At 36.6% G+C, this 20857-nt stretch carries 24 protein-coding genes; 20 read left to right on the top strand and 4 right to left on the bottom strand.

Annotated elements, in window-relative coordinates; all coding sequences use genetic code 11:
* The first annotated feature begins 19 nt into the window (after positions 1-19).
* The 10 genes from JNUCC51_RS01445 to JNUCC51_RS01400 all read left to right on the top strand — a co-directional run bounded on the left by JNUCC51_RS01445 (position 20) and on the right by JNUCC51_RS01400 (position 7071).
* Positions 20-1039 (top strand): ATP-binding cassette domain-containing protein, encoded by a 1020-nt coding sequence (locus tag JNUCC51_RS01445; RefSeq protein ID WP_337990497.1) that lies wholly within the window; start codon positions 20-22, stop codon positions 1037-1039.
* Positions 1036-1824, top strand: a complete 789-nt coding sequence (locus JNUCC51_RS01440) for an ABC transporter permease (RefSeq protein WP_337990496.1) — start codon at positions 1036-1038, stop codon at positions 1822-1824. The genes JNUCC51_RS01445 and JNUCC51_RS01440 overlap by 4 nt, the downstream gene beginning before the upstream one ends.
* A gap of 169 nt (positions 1825-1993) precedes the next feature.
* Positions 1994-2377 (top strand): SRPBCC family protein, encoded by a 384-nt coding sequence (locus tag JNUCC51_RS01435; RefSeq protein ID WP_337990495.1) that lies wholly within the window; start codon positions 1994-1996, stop codon positions 2375-2377.
* Between the two features lie 12 nt (positions 2378-2389).
* Positions 2390-2719, top strand: a complete 330-nt coding sequence (locus tag JNUCC51_RS01430; RefSeq protein WP_337990494.1) for a sigma factor — start codon at positions 2390-2392, stop codon at positions 2717-2719.
* A gap of 133 nt (positions 2720-2852) precedes the next feature.
* Positions 2853-3101: a hypothetical protein gene (locus JNUCC51_RS01425; protein ID WP_337990493.1), complete on the top strand. Its 249-nt coding sequence runs from the start codon at positions 2853-2855 to the stop codon at positions 3099-3101.
* A gap of 177 nt (positions 3102-3278) precedes the next feature.
* A complete protein-coding gene (locus tag JNUCC51_RS01420) occupies positions 3279-3995 on the top strand; it encodes a toast rack family protein (protein ID WP_337990492.1) in 717 nt (238 codons plus the stop codon).
* Positions 3996-4054: 59 nt separating this feature from the next.
* Positions 4055-4402 carry a hypothetical protein gene (locus tag JNUCC51_RS01415; RefSeq protein WP_337990491.1) on the top strand — a complete coding sequence of 116 codons (348 nt, stop codon included), beginning with the start codon at positions 4055-4057 and terminating at the stop codon, positions 4400-4402.
* A 425-nt stretch (positions 4403-4827) separates the two neighbouring features.
* Positions 4828-5370: a sigma-70 family RNA polymerase sigma factor gene (locus JNUCC51_RS01410; protein ID WP_337990490.1), complete on the top strand. Its 543-nt coding sequence runs from the start codon at positions 4828-4830 to the stop codon at positions 5368-5370.
* On the top strand, positions 5354-6460 hold the full coding sequence (locus JNUCC51_RS01405) for a DUF4179 domain-containing protein (protein ID WP_337990489.1): 1107 nt from the start codon (positions 5354-5356) through the stop codon (positions 6458-6460). Before JNUCC51_RS01410 ends, JNUCC51_RS01405 begins: the two co-directional genes overlap by 17 nt.
* Before the next feature lie 86 nt (positions 6461-6546).
* Positions 6547-7071: a tubby C-terminal domain-like protein gene (locus tag JNUCC51_RS01400; protein ID WP_337990488.1), complete on the top strand. Its 525-nt coding sequence runs from the start codon at positions 6547-6549 to the stop codon at positions 7069-7071.
* A gap of 178 nt (positions 7072-7249) precedes the next feature.
* Here the strand turns inward: JNUCC51_RS01400 and JNUCC51_RS01395 are convergent, their stop codons facing one another.
* The 3 genes from JNUCC51_RS01395 to JNUCC51_RS01385 are packed head-to-tail and all read right to left on the bottom strand — an operon-like array spanning position 7250 to position 11011.
* Positions 7250-9769: an ABC transporter permease gene (locus tag JNUCC51_RS01395; RefSeq protein ID WP_337990487.1), complete on the bottom strand. Its 2520-nt coding sequence runs from the start codon at positions 9767-9769 to the stop codon at positions 7250-7252.
* On the bottom strand, positions 9769-10497 hold the full coding sequence (locus JNUCC51_RS01390; protein WP_443136990.1) for an ABC transporter ATP-binding protein: 729 nt from the start codon (positions 10495-10497) through the stop codon (positions 9769-9771). Before JNUCC51_RS01390 ends, JNUCC51_RS01395 begins: the two co-directional genes overlap by 1 nt.
* Positions 10498-10549: 52 nt before the next feature.
* Positions 10550-11011, bottom strand: coding sequence for a sigma-70 family RNA polymerase sigma factor (locus tag JNUCC51_RS01385; RefSeq protein WP_337990485.1), 462 nt, complete (start codon positions 11009-11011; stop codon positions 10550-10552).
* A gap of 813 nt (positions 11012-11824) precedes the next feature.
* Between JNUCC51_RS01385 and JNUCC51_RS01380 the strand changes: the two genes are divergently transcribed.
* The 4 genes from JNUCC51_RS01380 (at position 11825) to JNUCC51_RS01365 (ending at position 16820) form a co-directional block, all read left to right on the top strand.
* On the top strand, positions 11825-12259 hold the full coding sequence (locus JNUCC51_RS01380) for a hypothetical protein (RefSeq protein ID WP_337990484.1): 435 nt from the start codon (positions 11825-11827) through the stop codon (positions 12257-12259).
* Positions 12260-12527: 268 nt separating this feature from the next.
* Positions 12528-14210 carry a methyl-accepting chemotaxis protein gene (locus JNUCC51_RS01375; protein ID WP_337990483.1) on the top strand — a complete coding sequence of 561 codons (1683 nt, stop codon included), beginning with the start codon at positions 12528-12530 and terminating at the stop codon, positions 14208-14210.
* A 290-nt stretch (positions 14211-14500) separates the two neighbouring features.
* Complete coding sequence (locus tag JNUCC51_RS01370; protein WP_337990482.1) at positions 14501-16141, top strand: right-handed parallel beta-helix repeat-containing protein; 1641 nt, start codon at positions 14501-14503, stop codon at positions 16139-16141.
* Between the two features lie 487 nt (positions 16142-16628).
* Positions 16629-16820 carry a hypothetical protein gene (locus JNUCC51_RS01365; RefSeq protein ID WP_100543123.1) on the top strand — a complete coding sequence of 64 codons (192 nt, stop codon included), beginning with the start codon at positions 16629-16631 and terminating at the stop codon, positions 16818-16820.
* A gap of 194 nt (positions 16821-17014) precedes the next feature.
* Here the strand turns inward: JNUCC51_RS01365 and aac(6') are convergent, their stop codons facing one another.
* A complete protein-coding gene (gene aac(6'), locus JNUCC51_RS01360; RefSeq protein WP_337990481.1) occupies positions 17015-17449 on the bottom strand; it encodes an aminoglycoside 6'-N-acetyltransferase in 435 nt (144 codons plus the stop codon).
* A gap of 96 nt (positions 17450-17545) precedes the next feature.
* Here aac(6') and JNUCC51_RS01355 point away from each other — a divergent pair, with 96 nt between their 5' ends.
* The 6 genes from JNUCC51_RS01355 (at position 17546) to JNUCC51_RS01330 (ending at position 20818) form a co-directional block, all read left to right on the top strand.
* Positions 17546-18109, top strand: coding sequence for a cysteine hydrolase family protein (locus JNUCC51_RS01355; protein WP_337990480.1), 564 nt, complete (start codon positions 17546-17548; stop codon positions 18107-18109).
* A gap of 1 nt (position 18110) precedes the next feature.
* Positions 18111-18707, top strand: a complete 597-nt coding sequence (locus tag JNUCC51_RS01350) for a class I SAM-dependent methyltransferase (RefSeq protein ID WP_337990479.1) — start codon at positions 18111-18113, stop codon at positions 18705-18707.
* Between the two features lie 24 nt (positions 18708-18731).
* On the top strand, positions 18732-19292 hold the full coding sequence (locus JNUCC51_RS01345) for a DNA-3-methyladenine glycosylase I (protein ID WP_337990478.1): 561 nt from the start codon (positions 18732-18734) through the stop codon (positions 19290-19292).
* Positions 19293-19295: 3 nt separating this feature from the next.
* A complete protein-coding gene (locus JNUCC51_RS01340) occupies positions 19296-19979 on the top strand; it encodes a DUF1963 domain-containing protein (RefSeq protein ID WP_337990477.1) in 684 nt (227 codons plus the stop codon).
* Positions 19980-20084: 105 nt separating this feature from the next.
* Positions 20085-20285: a hypothetical protein gene (locus tag JNUCC51_RS01335; protein ID WP_337990476.1), complete on the top strand. Its 201-nt coding sequence runs from the start codon at positions 20085-20087 to the stop codon at positions 20283-20285.
* A 230-nt stretch (positions 20286-20515) separates the two neighbouring features.
* Positions 20516-20818: a hypothetical protein gene (locus JNUCC51_RS01330; RefSeq protein WP_337990475.1), complete on the top strand. Its 303-nt coding sequence runs from the start codon at positions 20516-20518 to the stop codon at positions 20816-20818.
* Positions 20819-20857: the final 39 nt, after the last annotated feature.

Raw genomic sequence — 20857 nt, 5'->3', positions numbered from 1 at the left:
CATGCGAGGAGGAATAACAATGGGTAATGTGAATAGAATGAAAAGCTCGTTAGCAAATAGTGAGTGGGCCATTGAAGCACGGGGTCTTATCAAACATTTTGGAGATAATCGTGCTGTAGATGGTGTCGATCTAAACGTACGTGCTGGTACTATTTATGGCGTACTTGGTCCCAACGGTGCAGGGAAGACTACTACTATCAGAATGCTAGCAACCCTACTACGTGCAGATGCTGGGTCGGCACGAATATTCGGTTATGACATAGTGAAAGACCCGCACATTGTACGTCAATTAATCGGAGTCACTGGTCAGTATGCATCGGTCGACGAGTCGCTTAGTGCAACGGAAAATTTGATTATTTTCTCTCGTTTGCTTGGATTGGGACGGACAGAAGCACGAAATAAAGCAGCTGAATTACTGGAAGAGTTCGGTTTATCAGAAGCCGCCAAACGTCCCTTGAAAAATTTCTCTGGCGGTATGCGCCGTCGTTTGGACTTGGCCGCCAGTCTTATCGCACAGCCACCATTGATTTTCTTAGATGAACCGACTACAGGGTTAGACCCACGAACACGAAATCAAATGTGGGACACAATCCGTCGATTAGTAGATACAGGATCAACAGTCTTGTTAACGACACAGTATCTTCAAGAAGTTGATGAGCTGGCAGATCGACTTGCCGTTATTGACCATGGTCGAGTTGTTGCAGAGGGCACAGTCGATGAGCTAAAGGCATCTGTAGGTACATCATCTTTACATTTGAACATTCAAAATCCCCAGGAGATCTTAGTTGCTCGTGAAATCGTAGAACAAATACTCAAAATAAAAACAACAGTTACACAGGACATCGGTAAGATTACGGCCCCGATGTCAAATGTTGACGCGGTTACTGATCTACTTATCGCACTTCGTCAAAAAGGAATACAACTTGACGAGTTTAGCGTACAAAAACCGACCTTAGATGAAGTGTTCTTAACCATTACCGGTGAAAATGTTCCCGAAGAACTCAAATGCTCTGTGCAAGTAGAGGGGGAAAGAGTATGAAAAGTCAATTACTAAACAAGCCAAGCTTCAATCAATCTTTAAGAAATTCGTTAACGATGGCCTATCGAGGTGTATTAAAAATCCGACGTACACCTGAGCAATTGTTTGATGTAACACTTCAGCCGATAATTTTCACCCTAATGTTCACCTACATTTTTGGGGGAGCCATTTCGGGCAATGTGCAAAACTATTTACCTGTCATCATTCCGGGAATTCTCGTGCAGACTGTCATCACTACCTCAATCGTTACGGGAGTTCAATTACGGGAAGATATGGATAAAGGGGTATTTGATCGATTTAAATCACTACCAATCGCACGTATTGCACCACTGGCGGGAGCTCTGTTGGCGGATACGATTCGTTACACTATTGCTACTGTACTTACTTTTACCATGGGATATATTATGGGGTATCGACCAGAAGGTGGATTAGGTTACGTTGTGCTTGCAGGGCTTTTAGTTATTGTATGTGCTTGGGCTATTAGCTGGATCTTTGCCTTCTTTGGTGTCATTGCACGTACAGCTTCAAGTGTACAAGGAATTTCCATGCTAGTACTGTTTCCACTTACATTTCTTTCTAACGCTTTTGTTCCAGCCGAAACCTTGCCAAATTTCCTACAGTGGTTTGTGAAAATTAATCCAATTTCACATCTTGTCACAGCCGTCAGAGAACTTACAAATTCGGGAGCTATAGGTTGGGATTTGTCAGCATCACTTATTGGAGCTGCAATTGTTGTAATCATTTTTGCGCCACTAACAGTTCGTGCTTATATGCGTAGAACATAAAAAAGTCATCACGCGTGTTTTGATCAAGCAATTATCAAAACACGCTTTTTATTTGGATTGTTGCGTAATAGCATAGTAAAAAGAATTAAAGTCGTAGCTTTTATTGATGTCTATAATAGGATAAAATTACAGAAAAAGGAGTTAATTTAACAAACGGAGGAATGCGTAGATGGACCAAGAAAAAAGTTCGATTTGGATTGATGCAAATATTGCTACAGTTTGGCGAGCTGTTACAGAGGAGCAGCAGCTGACGCAATGGTATGCACCAGATTCAACCTGGGAAATCCCTAAATTAAAGGCTGGAGAAGAGATAATTTTCACGTTAATGCCGAATGAACATAATCAGCTTTCAGAAAAATTACCGATGGTGTTAACGATAAAAAATGTAACGCCAAATAGAGAGTTCTCGTTCTACTTAGGTATAGAAGAATCACTGATTGCTATAATATTAGAGGAAGAAAGAAATGGCACCACAGTCACTTTTAATACGAGCGGCTACGAGGCTTCTCTTGTTAACTTAAAAGCTTTAGTGGAGGAAAATAAAACCCTTTAAGATGTAAGTTTCATGGAAAAATTTTTTCATGAAACTTTTTTAATGTTCATCAGTCTAACTGTAAATGCTTTTGTGGGGGCGAGCAAAATGTTAAAAGAACAGAAAGACGCTCACTTATCTAGAGCCATGACAATGTACGGAGATTATTTATTACGCGTATGCTTTACATATGTACAAGATTGGACAGTGGCAGAGGATTTGGTACAAGACACATTCGTTAACTTCTTTCAGCGGGTGTTTAAACACCCGCTGAAAGAAGTTAAGGCCTCCGGCGGATGTCACGGTATCGGAAAGGAGTTCTTTGTGCAAGCACAAAGCCGATTCCGGACGCAATTATGCTGAGGCATAATTTATAACGATACAACAGTATAGAATTGGCTATTTTTCGGAGAATGGCTTTCAAGGTATTGCAATTTTCAAGCATGATGGAAAAGGCTATGCACTGGATTAATATATCCAGTGTGAAGTAGATACAATGGTTGCTATTTATTTGAAAGACATTCACTATATTGTTATTCCATTACTTAACAATCATAACATTGAAAAATTAATAATAGACACTGGGGCAGAGCGTATTGAGAAAACAGCTGATTCGAATAATGCGCAATTAATATCAGTGCCTCTAAATTCAGAAATAGCTACTTCTCAATTGCTGATACATGCATTGGATCATGAAGGGAATACATCTATACTCTATAATGATTCACGTATTTTCACCTATTAATTGCTACCCCGTATGAATATGATGTTTTCATACGGGGTTCATTTTTGACATATCTGTGGAAGGAGTGCTCACTACGTCTTAGGTCTTAGAAGATTTTAAAGCGGAGGGTCGTTTTTGTTTATGAAAATTCCTATATAATGAATTTATTGGAATATTATATAGCGGGAGGAAATTACATTGAAAAAAATTATGGGACTTGGTTTGGTTATAGGCGCTTCATTAATTGCGTTATCGGGGTGCAACTCAGTCATACCAGGTAAAACTAAAGATGATACGATCCTCGTAGAAAAGGATAAAGCAGAGAGGTTAGATGTTGAATTACAACTCGGTATTGGAGAGATCACGGTTAAAAATGGTGCCAAGGATTGGGTTGAAGGTAGTGCTCAATACAATATTGATAAACTGGCTCCAAAAGTAAAATATGACTTACGGGGCAAGACTGGAAAAGTATCGATTGACCATAAAGGTTCAACTAACGTGCGTTTTGGGAAAATAAAAAATATATGGGATATCGAATTGAATGAAGATATTCCAATGGATCTATCAATTGAAACAGGCGCGTCAGATGCAGAATTAGACTTACGAGGGCTGCAACTAGAAAAATTAAATATTGACACGGGTGTTGGCGATCTCAATGTGAATTTAGGTGGTGATTGGAAAAAAAGCTTCGAAACAAATATTGAAACAGGTGTTGGTCAAACTACTGTCATTTTACCATCAAAAGTTGGGGTAAAGCTTACGACGGAAGAAGGCATCGGCTCTTCAAGTATAGAGGGCTTAATTTCTAAAGGCAAAGGGGTATATGTAAACGAAGCGTATGACAAAGCAGATGTGAAAATAGAGATTAACTCAGAAATCGGAGTTGGCGACATTACTTTTAAATTGGATAAATAAAGAAGGTTTTTAGTAGGCTACTTTAGATGAAGTAGTCTACTTTTTTTGTAGAAACATAGGTGACGGATAGATTGGTAAAAGCCGTGGAAAGAACAATCGAAATTGTGGATAGAAGAGCCAAAGTCGTGGATAGAGCAATCGGAATCGTGGATAGAAGAGCCAAAGTCGAGGAAAGAACAATAGGAATCGTGGATAGAAGAGCCAAAGTCGAGGAAAGAACAATAGGAATCGTGGATAGAAGAGCCAAAGCCGTGGAAAGAACAATCAAAATCGTGGATAGAAGAGCCAAATTCGTGGATAGAGCAATCGGAATCGTGGATAGAAGAGCCAAAGAAGTGGATAGAACAATTCGAATAGTGGATAGAACGAGTAAAATGCACGATTGCAGAGCGAAAGTGACGGATTGAAAAAATGGATTTTGTTATTTGGTGGACTTGGAATAATAATCAGTATTTTTATATATCGACAAAGAGTAAAAAACGATTAGATAAGAAACATTATCTTTTTGCATAGTTGTGAAATAGAGGCTGGAAATATTTATATTTTTAATACTTAAAAGCGCAAGAAATCAACGTGATTTCTCGCACTTTTTAAGTTTTTGACCAGTTTTGTCCCAGTTTTTATATGGTTATAGGGTATAAAATAAGAAAGTTAATGTTTTTGATTTGAACAATAACATAAAATGCCCATTTTAGAGTGGAGGCTGGACGCCCCAGGAAAACGCCTGGTCGTAAGGAAATCAATCTCACGTTATATTAATGAAAAAGAATTTAGTCAAAGTGAAACCTTTTGATAGAGTTATTGACTCTAAGTATTGAAAGGAGGAAACAGCATGGAACATGACTTATCGATCGTCAAACAGGCTATTGCAGGGAATAAGGAAGCATTTGAGCAACTACTCATTCTAGAGGAAGAAAAATTATTCTATACTGCGCTTTCTTATGTTGGCCAAAAAGAGGATGCACTAGATGCGATTCAAGAAGCGGCATGTAAAGCCTTTCTAACCGTTCATCAGCTAAAGCATCCGGAATTTTTCTCCACATGGCTGTTTCGCATTTTAATAAATGAATGCTATAGGGTGCTAAAAAAAGGGCAGAAAATCATTCCTTATGAAGAAAGTGAATTATTAAATCGTTTACAGGAGCAAGAAATTGTTATTGCAAATCCAATCGATTTATCGGAAGCTATACAGAATTTGAATCATTCTCAGCAAATGGCCATCATTTTATTTTATTATCACGATTTACCGATTAAAGAAATTTCAGAAGTAATGGAAAAGCCAGTTAGCACTATTAAAACGTATTTGCATCGTGGGAAAAGACAATTAAAACGAGAATTAGAAAGGAGTGCAACGTTTAATGAAAAAGCCATTTAATGAAAACAGTACCCTTCCAGAATTCCCAAGAGATGAGGTACGAGCAGCGATTACAAATGGAATTAAACAAGCAGAGGAGCAAATAAATATGACTCAAACACCTGTACAAATTAAAAGAAAAAGCAAGCGTAAACCATTATTGTATTTAGCAAGTACAGCAGCTGCATTTAGTATTATGGTAGGTTCCGCAGCATATGTATCACCAACTTTCGCAAGCACATTATCACAGCTACCAATTGTCGGGTCGGTATTTAGTAACTCAGGCTTACCCGGGTTAAAACAAGCTAGTGAACAAGGGTTAACAAGTACTATTGGAGAAAAGCTTACAATTAACGGTATTTCTGTAACGTTAGATGAAATCCTTTATGACGAATCTAATATTACGGTTGGATTTACAATTGATTCTGAAAAGGAATTAAATGATTATTACTTCGGGGCAGGACCGAACTTTACTATTAATGGTAAAAACCCTAAAGTGAGTTCTGGTGGCTATGGTGAAAAAGTTGTAAGTTCAACGATCCGTACAGGTATTGCGACATTTAATGTGAAGGACGACATGCCAGATTCCTTTGAAATGGGCTTAGTGCTAGAAGGCAAAGGAGGGGAAAAATGGGAATTCAAAGCGCCGGTTAAAAAAATTACGGATATTGTTTATGTTCCAGTCAACCATCAGCAACAAGCAGAAGGCATTCAACTAGATGTGTCCAAAATTTCAATAAGCCCATCAGGTATAGCACTTGACTATAAAGCTACTGAAAAGGGTACAATAGATAATTCACAAGTAGGTGCATCGTTTATAGAATTCCGTATTACCGATCAAAATGGCAAGGAAATTACATCACATTCTGGTGGAGGAGAAGGTCATTTCGATAATGGCGTATGGAACTTTAGCAGCACTAAATCCTTTGACCCGATTTCAGTTGATGTTCAAAAATTAACGATTACCCCATATTTAATGCTTCCTTCAGGCGGAGGCGGTGTACAAATTGATAAGGATGGCGCAGAGACAAAAATACCATTCGATAAGTCGTCACTAAAAGAAGTGAAGTTCCAGCCATTCACAGTAGAAGTTCCTAAGCAAAATAAATAAAATATCAAGCGTCAAATACAACCTTTGTATTTGACGCTTATTTTATGTTAGTTTATAGGAAGCAACTGAATGAAGGAGCGAACGGATTGAAGAGTTATACATATAAACAACCAGCGGCGATTGAGTCAACAGAGACAATAGCAATTAAAAATGAAGCGGGGGAAATTTCGTCTACTGTTCAACGCGTATATTCGAATGGCTTGAAAAAGGCGTTTGACCGCACAATGGACTATCGCTATTTTGTACGTTTCGATGTCAGCGATGTCAATGGTCAGCCTCTTTTCACCTGTAAGAAGATGTCGCGTCGTGGTCGAGTACATTTTAAAGGGAAGGATTTTGTTTCAGGTAAAGAGTATATGATTGCTTATGATGGCTGGCAAATTATGATCCCTGATTTAATTATCACAGATGGCGTCCAAAAAATAACACTGAATAAGGAAATGGAAGACTGGTCAGTATTTTCTCTAGATGATCAACCGATTGCACGCTGGCAGGCTATTTTTCAAGAGACCTATTTCGAGATCACCTTACAAATAGAAGACAACAGCCCGATACAACATGAAGCTTTTTTTATTGCAATTGGACAGGCAGTGCTGTTTGTAGGGGCGTAAGAATTCGATAAATTTCAGGAAGTGTCCGATAAAACGAAAAAGTTAGGGGATAAACTGAAATAGTTGGTCGATAAAAGGAAAAAGCTGGTCGATAAATCAGAAAAATAGGGCGATATACTAAAAAATTTAAGCGATAAATGAAAACAGACCCTCTGCTGCATAGAGGGTCTGCTGTCGTTTATATATCAATCATTTCATTCGCCAATTTTTTGCGACTAATCCAGTAACCTTGTAGCGTAAAGACAATGAGAGTGACACTTAAAAATACGATACTCGTCACACCTAATGTTACGAAGTCATAATATATAGGTGCTCCGTCAATATTGCTCATCAATTTTGTTACTAGAAGTCCGAGAAATGTTCCGACTGTCAGTCCATAAAGCACAAAGGATAACGCTTGAGTCAAAATCAGCTTGATTAACCCATTCGGTGAAAGACCAATAAGTCGTTGAATGGCATAATCGCCACGTTTTGCATAAATCGAGTGAAGCAGTGTTTGTAATACCCCGAGGCAAGTAGTTATAATCAAAATTACAAAGACTCCAGCGAAAAGACTCCAGCGCTGGAAGGTCAAATCATTGGATTGCTCAATGATCGTCTCTTTATCAGTAATTTTTATAGCTGGCCAACGCTCTACTAAATAAGAGACCTCAGCTAATGCCTGCTCTGTATTATCTGTTTCCACCATAATGTCTTTAATATATGTTTTAGCAATACTAGTTTTAGCAATGTTTGAAAGGAATGATGACCAGTCAACCATTAGATCAGATTCATTAATTGAAGAATCTACAATATCAATAATTTGTAATTCGCCGATAGGGATAACCTGTTGTAATTCATTATCATAACCGCCTGTTTTGAAGCGATCTCCTACAGCTAATTTATGTTCTTTTGCAAAACTTTCTGTGATAATAAGTCCATTTTTAAAATCACCATCAATAGCCTTTAGTTTACCTAATTGTACATATTTTTGGACATCAATAGCGATAACATTTTTAGATATCCAATCATTACCTATTTGTAAATCGATATTAGCATAATTACTTCGTGCATAGGCATAGGACACACTTGGCAATGTTTCAATTTCTTCTATTAAAGCTGGTGTAATGGTTGGATCTTTTAATTCATTATCAATTTTAATCGATGTTTCATATTGAGAGATAACATCCTCATAGGAGCTTTGTTGAATCGTTTTAAATAAAGAGCTACCAAATATTAAAATGACCATTAACCCGATAATACTTTGTATAATCGGCATGTTTCTTCGTACTTGTGGCATGAGCTGCTGATATGCTAAGTAAGCTTCTTTGCCAAACACAGAACGAATTGATTTCAAAGAAATTTTGAATAGTGCTGTAAAGAGATACGGCATTATATATAGTAAAATCCCACTAACAAATAATGTACCAATTAAAATCATGAGCGCACCTTGTCCACTACTTGTTCCGACTTGATTAGCATTTAAAAACAGGAAAAGGGATATGACTACAAAACCACTAACAATAATCGTTTTCCATTTTGTCCATCGTAAACTTAAATTTTCATTCTCTGTTGCGATTTGTAAAGGTAACAAGCTTGCACTCTTTCTTACTTGCCATTGTGTGACTAGATGAAGCAATGCGAAACTCGTAATGGCAATCCCAAAAACAAATATAATCGGAAAATCAGTTTTTGCTTCTGGCAATTTCATTAAGCTAATGAGCTGTGGTAACCAACTTTTGACGACTAATAAACTAACAGATGTCCCCAGTATTACCCCGAAACAAATAATTAGAGATAATTGCAATTGAACAATGTGCCTTACCTGCCTTGAGGACGCACCAAGTGCCCTTAACACCATAAGCTGTTCTTTAATTTTGTAAAATAATAGCTGGAATGTTGCCAACAGTAAGACACTTGAAATAAGTAATATAAAGAATGCCAGCACTATCATGAAAATCATTAAGGCCTGTAAATTTTTCTTAAATTCATCATAGTCACTCATGACATCGACACGTAATGTTTCATCAAGCTGCTTTAATTCCGTACCAATGGAGGTAGCCATATTTTCTTCCGTTTTAATAAGGGCATACATTCCTGCAGTTTGTTCATTACTTACTTCCATCCGCGTTTTTAACACATCATTTTGCACAAGAATAAAATTAGGGCTATCTGTGCCTTTTAGAGGTGGAAGAATTTCTTTTATCGTAAAGTTGCCTGTATCAGCTTCAATGGAATCTCCACCAGTTTTATTAAAAGTAATGTTTAGTGTATCACCAACTTCTTTGTGGAAGAGACGCGCTACATTCTCAGCAATAACAACATCATTCGGGCCAAGATTGACATTAAAATGATAGCGGCTTTTTACAAGGTTATCGTTTTCAACACCAACTGTATAAAAAGTAGTGTTTTGTTCATTTTCAACCTTAGTATGGGCTAGTGACACACTAGACACTTTTGTAACACCTGGCATTGCCTCGAAATTTTCGATTTGCGTATTTGTTAATACTATATTTTGCTCGGGATTATAGCCGACCATTATATCCATTTCGCCAAATAGTGCTTTTATTTCTTCCTTCATTTGACTATTGGCATTCCAAATGTAGACACTTATCGTCATTACGAGACAAATAGAAATGGTGATGATACTAATACTTGTTAGTACATTGGCCCACGCTGCTCGAAATAGCTTCAGAGCAATGGTACGCATCGTAAACATTATCGATCACCTCTAGTAATAAGCTTGAACTTCGCTAAGATACAATCTAAATCTTCATTATTTTGATTGTTTTGATAGGAATCCACGATGGTACCATCATGGAAGAATAAAACCCTATTGGCAAAAGTCGCAACATAAGGGTCGTGTGTCACGAGTAAAATAGTTTGATTCATATTTTTTTGTAAATCAACTAAAAGTTCTAAAATTTCATCTGTTGTATTGACGTCCAACGCTCCAGTAGGCTCATCTGCCAGCAAAATAGGAGGGTTCGCGACAATAGCGCGGGCTATGGCTACTCGTTGCTTTTGACCACCAGAAAGCTCATTTGGTCGGTGCTTTGCCCATGCAGAGATATTGAGCTTCTCCATCATTTGCTGTACACGTACTTTAATGTCTTTACTTGGCACATCATTGAGGATCAGAGGGAGCGCAATATTATCTTCAACTGATAAATCCTTCAATAGATGAAATGATTGGAAAATAAAGCCGATATTCTCTTTACGAAATTTTGATGCATTTGGTTCTTTATAAATATCATGTGCTTCTTTTCCAAATAAGAATAATTCGCCTTCAGTCGGTTCATCGATGGCACTAATCATATTAAGGAGTGTACTTTTACCTGAACCGCTCGTCCCCATAATGGCGACCATTTCGCCTTGATAAATTGTACAATGAATATTCTTTAATGCATTGACCGAATGATGCTTTTGTTGAAAGACTTTTGACATCCCTTCAACACGTAGCACTTCTGTTAAACGCCCTTCTGGAATCGGAATCCCATCAATGACTCCTTTCAACGGATTGAACCCATTCATCTAAATATGCCCCCTTAAGTTGTTGTCGTAAAGCTTGTAACCCTCTACGGATATGTGTTTTCACAGTACCCTCAGGACATTGTAAAATCGCTGAAATATCCTTTACCGAGTAGTCTTGATAAAAACGTAACAATAAAACCGTTTTATATTTTTCTTCTAGCGCACAGAGAGAATGCCATAAATCAAGTTCTTCTTCGATGTATGTAGGTGAAGTACTATTGAGATCCTCTAATGTATGTGGTTCAACAAGCTGTACCGAATTTTTCTTGGCAAGATAAGTTTTACAGCAATTAATAATAATGCGCGTTAGCCAGGTAGAAAAATATTGAGGGTCATTTAATTTAGGTAAACCCTCATATGCACGGATAATGGTCTGTTGAAAAACTTCTACGGCGTCATTTTCATTTTGGACATAAACATATGCCATTCGATATAACTTATGTTGCTCCTGCTCTATAAGTTGATAAAAGGCTTGCTCATCTCCGTTTTGTGCTAACTGTACTAATGATTCTTGCTTTGTAGTAATGAAAATCGCCTCCTTCCGATTATTAGACTTGGCAAACTATCATTTCGATTCAACTTTTTTTATTTTTTTGGAATTAAGTGGGTCATCACCATAAAGTTGGGGATTATTTCCATTCTGATAGGGGGCGTCCGATGAGCCATTTTTGTTGTTTTTGCTGTCGCTTCGCTGTAGGTCTCGGGCCAATACGATGTTGGTTACGAAGGCCTTATCACAGGACGAAATGTTTTAGCCTTCGTCCTCTATCGCTAATCACCAAGAAGTCGCTCAGTCTCCACTCCAATCAATTTATATACAAGTGTCATCCCTAACTTATTGTGTTGTTCCAATTTAATAGATAAAGTCCAATTTATGGTGAAAAATTAATTTATTGCTATAATACCATTAATAGAGTGGGAGTTATGGAATTTTATAGTAAGTAAACTGAAATAACCAATAAGCTTGTTTTAAGGAGAAATTATAGATGAAGAAAAAGCCTATTTATGTGGAGGTGGATATACGAGCACCCATCGACGAGGCTTGGAATTATACCCAAAACCCTAAGATGCATGAGCAATGGTATGAAATAATTCTAATGGCTATACACAAGATACGTTTTTTCCTCTCTGTCTTTTTTAGAAATTAACTATTAAATAACAAGAAAATACATCACTATTGAAGGAATCTACCCATCTTTAATAGAAGGTCATATAGACACAATAATAAAGAGGTGATTCGTTGCGATTAACTAAAGGGATTTCAGGTTTTGATGCAGATCATTTGATCGAACAAGATATGCGTTCTTTCCAGTCGATGGTTTATCATTTAGTGACAAGTGAACAACGAGCAAAAGCTTTACAATTTATTGATCAACCTCATTTTGTTTATATGCAAGCGGTGATTCAACTGGAAGATGAACGTTTGACGATTCTTCATCACAGGTTGATGCCTTATATTGCGTTTGCTAAGTTCGATGAAGATAGCTTCCGTTTTTTAACAAAGGATCACTTACACAAATATTTTCCGATGCGTAAATGTCTTACTGCCGATACATTAAATACATTGTTAACTCGAGATAAAGAGATGCATAGCTTATCTGAGGTGGAATGGAAATACATTTCACACTTTGACAGTAAAACATTAGGAGATGTAATCTTTAATTATTGGGATTAATATTTAATTAGAAGGAACAGCTTGCTTTTAAGGCTGTTCTTTTTTGCGCCGAAAGACCTACTTTGAATTTTTTGGGGGTAGTCCGTCTGTCTGGAAATTATAGATCGTGTAATTCGCTAAAAATTACATAAATATTAACTAGTTATTTCGTTTAATCTAGGAAAAATACCAAATCAATCCAAACTTAGCTTTGGAGTGTTAGATTACTAATGGTTTCCAAATTTATGACAATGCACATTATTGCATTGGAAAGTAAGGAGAATTTGAAATGAATTTTAAGTCAATTAGTAAAAGAATCGTTTTTTCCTTCAGCATTGTAGTAGCAGTAGTAGTTTTATACATTGGTTACAATTTTTATGCAGTCAACCAAAGCAACAGCGCAACTGAACAAATTATAGATGAAGATTTGCAATTACTGGTTAAAGATTATGAAGAAGCTCAAACGATTGGGCTAAGAATTGCGGCAGCTAGAGGATATGTTCTTTCTGGTAATGAAAAGTATAAGAAAATTTTTGAAGATAATGTCAAGCGTGCAGATGAGAATGAGAAACTAAGTATAGGTGTTTCAGAAGCAGGTGATTTCAACAAATTTGCGGAAATGGCTAAAGAATGGAGCAGTTATGTTGAAAAAGAAGTATTTACTGTTTACGATCAAGGCCAAACTGAACTGGCTATAAAAAATTTAGCAACTAGGAGTGATGAGGCTACGGAAATACGGGAAGGCTTTGAGGGGCTAGCGGAGCATCGTAAGCAATCAATTAATGCGACTGGTGCAGACATTGTCAGCGCAGGGAAGACTAAGCAGCTTACAGGTATAGTTGTCGGAGTTGTGATTGTGATTGTTTCCATCATGATTGCGTTGTTAACTGCTCGAATCATTTCAAGACCAATCATCGCTGTGACAAATCGTATGCAACGAATTACAGAAGGTGATTTAAGTGAGCCCGAACTTGCTGTGAAATCAAAAGATGAAGTAGGACAGCTTACAGCGGCGACAAATACGATGTCCGATATTTTGAACCGTCTATTAAAGCAAATTCAATCAGTATCTAATGACGTAGCTGCGCATAGTGAAGAGCTTATGCAATCAGCGAATGAGGTGAAAACGGGTACGGAACAAATTGTCGACACAGTCACTGAAATCGCGAGTGGCACAGAAGTGCAGGCGAGTAATGCATCAGATGTAGCAGCAACAATGACAGAATTCACATATAAAATGACAGATGTCAGCAAAAGCAGTACGGAAGTTCAACAATATTCCCAAAATGTCATGGCTTTAACGAAAGAGGGCCAAGGTTTAATGAACGCTTCAACTGAGCAAATGACATCCATCAATCATATTGTGAAAGATGCAGTTTATAAGGTGGATGAATTAAGTAAACAAACACAGGAAATTTCAAAAATCGTGGCAGTGATTCAGGATATTGCTGCACAAACGAATTTACTGGCACTTAATGCAGCGATTGAAGCGGCTAGAGCTGGGGAGCATGGTAAAGGATTTGCTGTCGTTGCAGATGAGGTTCGTAAACTCGCTGAACAAGTAGCAGTTTCGGTAGACGATATCACAGGCATTGTACAAAAAATTCAACAAGATTCTAACATGGTGACATCCTCACTTGAAAATGGCTATGAAGAGGTTGAAAAAGGTACAACTCAAATTGCTTCTACAAATGACACATTCAGCCTGATTGCAGAGGCTGTTTACTCGATGTCAACAAACATTGACAGCATGACGACAAAGCTAGAAGACGTAGTACATAACACTGTAAATATTAATAAATCAGTGGACGAAATTGCCGCTGTATCAGAGCAATCTGCTGCAGGCATACAACAAACTTCAGCAACAATCGAACAAGCAGCCAGCTCGATGGATGAAATCAAAAACAGTTCATCCAATTTAGCGGATATGGCAGAGAATTTAAACGACCTTGTTAGGAAATTTAAATTGTAATTAAGTCTGTTGGAATTTTCGAATTGCATTAAATGCGGAATCAAATTTAGACAGAAAATGCTACACAGAAAATTAATAATCAGGTAAACCAGCAATTGACGAGAAAATCGTGTGATTGCTGGTTTTATTTTTTTATGTGGTATAGAAGGGAAGTTGAATTCGTAGGAATACATAAATCGTATTGTCATAACTCTAAATAAAAAACGGCTGTAAATTATTTGTACAAAATTGAATAATAGGAAGTTCAATGGGGATATAAATAAAATAAAACCGACAAGAGGAGTGTAGAGATGGCGACACTTGTTGTAAAGAGAAGTATTATGCACCGATATCAAAGCATTGGGCAGGCGATTCAAGAGGCAGAGCCGGGGGATTTTATTGAAATCCGGGATGGGATATATGAAGAAAGCTTCGAAATTTCCAAAAGGCTGACACTTTATGGAGTGGGGAATGTAGTCATAAAAGGTGGCGTTTTTATACGCTATCGGACACTTGTAAATATGCGGAATCTGCGTTTTACTCAAGGGCAAGGCATTTATGTAAAGGGAGATTTACAGTTAGAAAACTGTATCATTGAGCAGCAAATGGTGCAGGCACAAGTGACCGTAAGCTTCGGTAGTTTAATGATGAAAAATGTTGATATTTTAGCGAGCCCAATCAATCATTTTGGCTTAAATATTGATAATGGCTCAAGCGTTATTCTAGTGGATACAACGATTCAGCACCATGTTAAAGCTCAAATTAATGTGCAAAATAGTGAAATCGCATTGACGAATTGCATGCTGTTGGAAGGGCATAAGAATGGTATTTTTGCAACACGTGATGTAAAAATGGAGCTTGTAGATTGTGAAATTCATGGACATAAAAAGGCACAAATTGTAGCAGGCTCCAGTTCTATTTCAATGACCAATACACTTATTCACCAAGGGCAAGATGTAGGGATGCAAGTTTTCGATAGCTCGAAACTAACAATGGATGGCTGTGAAATAAAGCAGCATCAAGATACTCACTTAGTTGTTCATCAAAGTGAATTGTTGGTGACAGATTCCATTTTTTCTGATGGAGTAGGGAATGGGCTTTATCTTGGTGAGAAATCTAAGGCGGTACTGTATGATTGTAAGATCCATCATCATGGGAAATCACAGGTGTTAATAGAAAATAGTAAAGCTGAGTTTCGTACATGTAGGATAAATAAGGGGGAAGCAACGGGAGTTACGGTTATAAACGAAGCCGATGTTTCAATGACAGAGTGCGATCTCCAAGAACACCCGAAATTTCACTTTATTATTGACTCAAGTGCGTTAAAGCTCAACCAGTGCATGATTCAATTTGGGCGGTCGGGAGGTATTTATGGCAATGATCACGCCAAGATTACACTTCAGAACACAACAATTCGAGAGCTCAAAAGTCATCACATTTATATAAATAATGCTCGACTGTTTACTGATAATTGTACTTTTGAACATATTAGCGGGAATGCGATTACTTGTATCGATGCTATTTTTGAAGTTGCGAATAGTGAATTTAACTGCTGTTATGAAGGCCCTTACGCAATAGTTTGGTCTGATAAATCAATGGGGCGTATTAGGCATTGTACAATTGATAAAGCAGATCGTCCATTTTTAGCGATGTCCAATCTATCTTTACTTGAGATGGTGTGCACAGATTTAACTGCTGTGAAAATACCGGCTATTGTACAGGGGAAGAGTCAATTATTCATCGAAGGCTATACTAACAAGACAAGATGGAAAACTGATGCAACGTCAAGAATAGTTAATTTGCCAGTCAATACTAGTGACAAGACAAAGAATGTTATATTAAATCAAGTAACTAATATCGAGAAATTAGATGAAAAATTACAAATATCAGTTGAAAATTTACAAAAATTTAACATTAATCCACCGGAGAATAATATCAACAAAACAGTATAGGAACCGAATAAAGCATTAGGATAAGTAGTTTCAATTATTTATTTTGAAATTACTTTTTTTGTGCTAAAAGCACTGAAATAATGGTGAGGAATAAATAATTAAGATTAATATATATTAAAAAAATGTGTATTTTGTATGTTGTTCTTATCCATTCAATTTTTAAGCAAATATAAATGCAAACGCTTTCGTTTTTTGACTTTTAAGTTATGCTAAAATTCGACAAAAGGACTTGTAATTTTTATAATATTAATAAATGACAGGGATCATTACAGGTATTTCATTAAATATTATTATTAAATAATAATATTGATTTTTTATAGAGGTTATAATTTTATTAAATAAAATAGATTTGGATTAATTTGGTTCCTTGTGATATCCTATAATTAGTGAAAATAGGACAAGGAATGATTGTGTTCGTTCTTTTTTTTGAGAAAAATGAATAATAATTATGAAATAATAAATGGTTTAATTGGAGGTGAAAAGAAGTATGTTTGGGCTTTCGAAGGAAGAAATTATGTTAATGCTTGAGAAGGTGGGAATAGAAGAGAAACAAAAAAATGCAATTGCGGACATTTTGCATCTTAATAATGCACGAATTGAGCAACAACTTGCATTTATTATCCATCTAGTAATTGATGAGCGCGAAAGAAGTATTTCAAACAATACATATTTAAATTAATAAATATTACATAATTTTTACTATCCAAAATAAAAGGAATTTTAAGATTTGTGTTCCTATAAAAGATCCTTTATATAACCAAAAAATATAAATCACAAGTGTGTAAAAAGCACTTGTGATTTTTTCCTTTTTGTAATTAACTACTCACAGCTATAGGGGTTATAAGGTTATTCCATAGGGGGATAACCTCATTTTTATAATTTCTTCGTAAAACAAATAATACGGTTAGCCTCTACGAAACCTAATTTAAGATGGACTGCTAAACTTTCGAGGTTTTGCATTTCACAATCACTAGCGAATTCTAAACAACCCTTATGTTTAGCCCAATGCTCACACCTGTCAATAAGAAGCTTTGCAAATCCTTTCTGTCGATATTGTTCTTTTACGAAGAGTCCTTCTAAATAGCCGACTGGGCTTGAGTGGGTACCTTCAACATAATCTGTTCGAAGTTGACATTGAGCAAAACCGACTGCTTCCTCATCCTCATAGGCAAGGAAAATCGTAGCGTTTTCATCATTAATTAGTTGGGCCATCTCCTCGCAAAATTCTTCTAACGTATGATTTGGCCAAAGTTGTAGTGCTAATAATGCTGCTGTTTGAACATCTTCCATGACGGCTTGTTTAATCATATCAATTCTCCTTTTTGAAAAAATGGTAAAAATTGAAACTTTTTGTTTTTTAGAACGTAAAAATATGAGATATAAAAATACAGGGAGGTTAATATTTTGAAGCAAGCGTTACTGGTACTTGATATTCAAAATGATTACCTTAGTACTCAAGCCCGAATGCCTGTGGCAAAGCATCAAATTGAGTCAACTTTAAATTGTATTAATGACCTGATAAAAAGAGCTGATAAGTCAAATGTCCCTATCCTCTATATTAAGAATGAATTTGAGCGAAAGCAATTATTTTCCAACCTTTTACGAAAATTCACTGCGTTAAAAGGCAGTAAAGGTGCTGAATTGGATGAACGACTTTTAAGACTCGAGGGTCCGTGTTTTTCAAAAAATGAAGCGGATGCATTTAGTAATCCCAGTTTAATAACGTATTTAAATAATAATGGCATCAACTATTTAATAGTAACAGGTATTTTTATAGAAGGTTGTGTCACTGCAACAGTGGAAGGTGCTTTAGCTAGAGATTTAGTTGTAACTGTTGTAGAAGATGCAGTCGCCGGAGCTACTGATCTAAGTAAGGAAGCTGCCTTAACAAAGTTAGCCACTCAAGAAATCTTAATCCTTAGTTCGGAGCATATTTTTGAAAGTGAATATGATAAGGAGGAATTTTGAAATGTCGCTTTTACAACGATTAATTGAGCAAGCGAAGAAACCAAGAGGATTCGTAGGTTCATTGATGTTACGAATTATGAATAAGGCACATAGTGGTATGAATACTTGGCTAATTAGACAAGAAGTAATAAATGACGGAGATATTGTGTTAGATATTGGATGTGGGGGTGGAAAAACACTTCAATCCTTATCGAAAATTAATCGAAGTGGTAAAATCTATGGTATAGACTTTTCTGAGCAAGCTGTCAAAGACTCCATAAAAACAAATCAAATGGATGTAGCAAATGGTAAAGTGATTGTGACGCAAGCAAGTGTTTCGAGCATTCCGTACACAGATAAGTATTTCGATAAAATTACAGCGTTCCAAACACATTATTTTTGGCCAGACTTAGCAAATGATGTGAAGGAAGTATTTAGAGTGTTGAAGGACGATGGGAAATTTATTATTATTTCGGAGCTTTATAAAATTAATTATCATATGAAAGCCTATAAAACAAAACCTGAAATCAAGCAGTTGTTTGAAAGTGTTGGGTTTAAAACTGTTACTATACAGGAAAACAAACAAAAAGGATGGCTTTGTATAACAGGGATTAAATGATACATAAAAATGGAGGATATATAAATGAAAAGATGTGAATGGGTCAAATTAGATGAACCTTTATACGTTGAGTATCATGATAAGGAATGGGGTATTCCTGTCTATGATGATCAGCATTTATTTGAGATGCTCTGTCTGGAAGGAGCACAAGCTGGACTTAGCTGGTGGACAATTTTACAAAAAAGAGAGGGATACCGGGTAGCTTTCGACCAATTCGATGCTTCGAAAATCATTCTCTATACGGAGGACAAGCTACAGGAGCTTCGTCAGGATTCTCGCATCGTTCGTAATAAGCTTAAAATTGCTAGTGTTGTGACGAATGCTCAAGCCTTTCTTCGTATACAGGAGAAATATGGCTCCTTCTCTGAATATATTTGGGGCTTTGTAGATCATCAGCCAATCATCAATGAGTGGTCGTCCATAGCAGATGTACCTGCTACAACAGAAATTAGTGATCGAATGAGTAAGCAATTAAAAAAAGACGGCTTTAAGTTTGTAGGTAGTACGATTTGCTATTCATTTATGCAAGCAACAGGGATGGTTAATGATCACATCGTAGATTGTATTTGTCGGAGTGAGGGTTAGTTAATGAAAATTAATGAAATAAAGGCACAGCTAGTGAGACAGGCAACCATCTTTAAAACAGGTGGAGTTAGACCTACACATGATCTGCATGAAAGTTGGATTGGCTATGTAGGCTGGTCCTTACCTGCAGAACAGTGGCCACAAGGGTTTCAGCCACTAGCTACATTATTTTTAAGGGACCTTCCTTTTGTACCCATATCACTAAAGCATATTGAGCTGCTAACGTTATTTATCAATGAAGAAATATTTGATCACCTTATAGAAGATGATTTGAGCCGTTTTTTTGAAATAAGAGCATATACATCTATAGAAGGATTAATCCAGCAAAATTGGCAGCATGATCGTATTCGTGCTTTCCCGCTTATTCCAAAACTTATTGAAAATGATTATCCGACATGGGATGGAGGAGGGATTCCATCTGATGTGGAGGATGAAATTTTGAGGCTAGAGCACGAGGAGGATTGTGAATACTTCGATGATATCGTAGAGGAAATTTACGCAATTCATAAAATAGGTGGTTATCCCGCTTTTTGCCAAAGTGGTCATGATTACGGTGAGAACTTCCCATTTGTATTACAAATCGCCTCAGACGAGAAGGCGCAGTTCAATATAGTCGATAATGGAAATTTCTATTTCTTTTTTAATCCAGAGCTACATGAGTGGCGTGTGCATTGTGATTTTTATTAGCAGTGAAATCATAAATCTATAAGGAATAAGTGAAGCAAATAAAGCATACCTAAGATAGATGTTTCAGTCATACGTACTTTGATGACATGATTAGGAGGAATAATGATGAGGAGGCAAACTTCTGAATTTAGAAAAGTAAAGAAGGTGAAGAAAATGGAAAACAAAACAGTTATTAAGAGCGGTATTAGTTTTGGCTCCGTATTGGCCATTACTATTTCTTGGAGTGTAAATCATTCAATAATATGGGCGATCATACATGGTTGTTTAAGTTGGTTGTATGTAATTTATTACGCAATAATAAGATAAAAAGTGAATAGAATGTGAAATCCAATTAAAGAAGCGGGATGAATGTGGAACCTGACGCTGTGCAATTGTTTAGAGGGAAATTGCATCGTATACATACAATAGTGATGTGCTTCGTTCATAACTTTTGAGCATTTAGCATAAATAACAAAGTGCTCTTTTTTCGATGAAAAGCTCATATTAAGAAAGATTGCAGATATCTTTCCATGTATCGTAGAAGAAAGGTTGATAGGATGACACATCAAGTGACCGCCACAAGCAATATTGATTCTAATGCTACAGGCGTTGATGAAATATTACAAAATGTTGCTTTTATTTTATCTACTTTCGTAATATCTTGCCCTTTTTACAGAGATTTAGGTTTAAGATTTGACACTCTTCCACCTTTCCAGCTTGTCAAAAGACGTAATACCGCACGTCTTTTGGAAAGCCTTCAACGTTTCGTACCACGAGCAATAGTAATAGATGTTGATTATGTTGGGGATGCATATGTAGGAAAATTAGAACCTGTTGTGAAAGTCATCGTAAACGAATAAACGATTAGGGTGAATGTTGTCCTTACCTAACACAAATTT

It is taken from the genome of Lysinibacillus sp. JNUCC 51, assembly GCF_015999525.1.
GTDB lineage: Bacteria > Bacillota > Bacilli > Bacillales_A > Planococcaceae > Lysinibacillus > Lysinibacillus xylanilyticus.
This window is presented reverse-complemented; position numbering and strand designations above follow the sequence as displayed.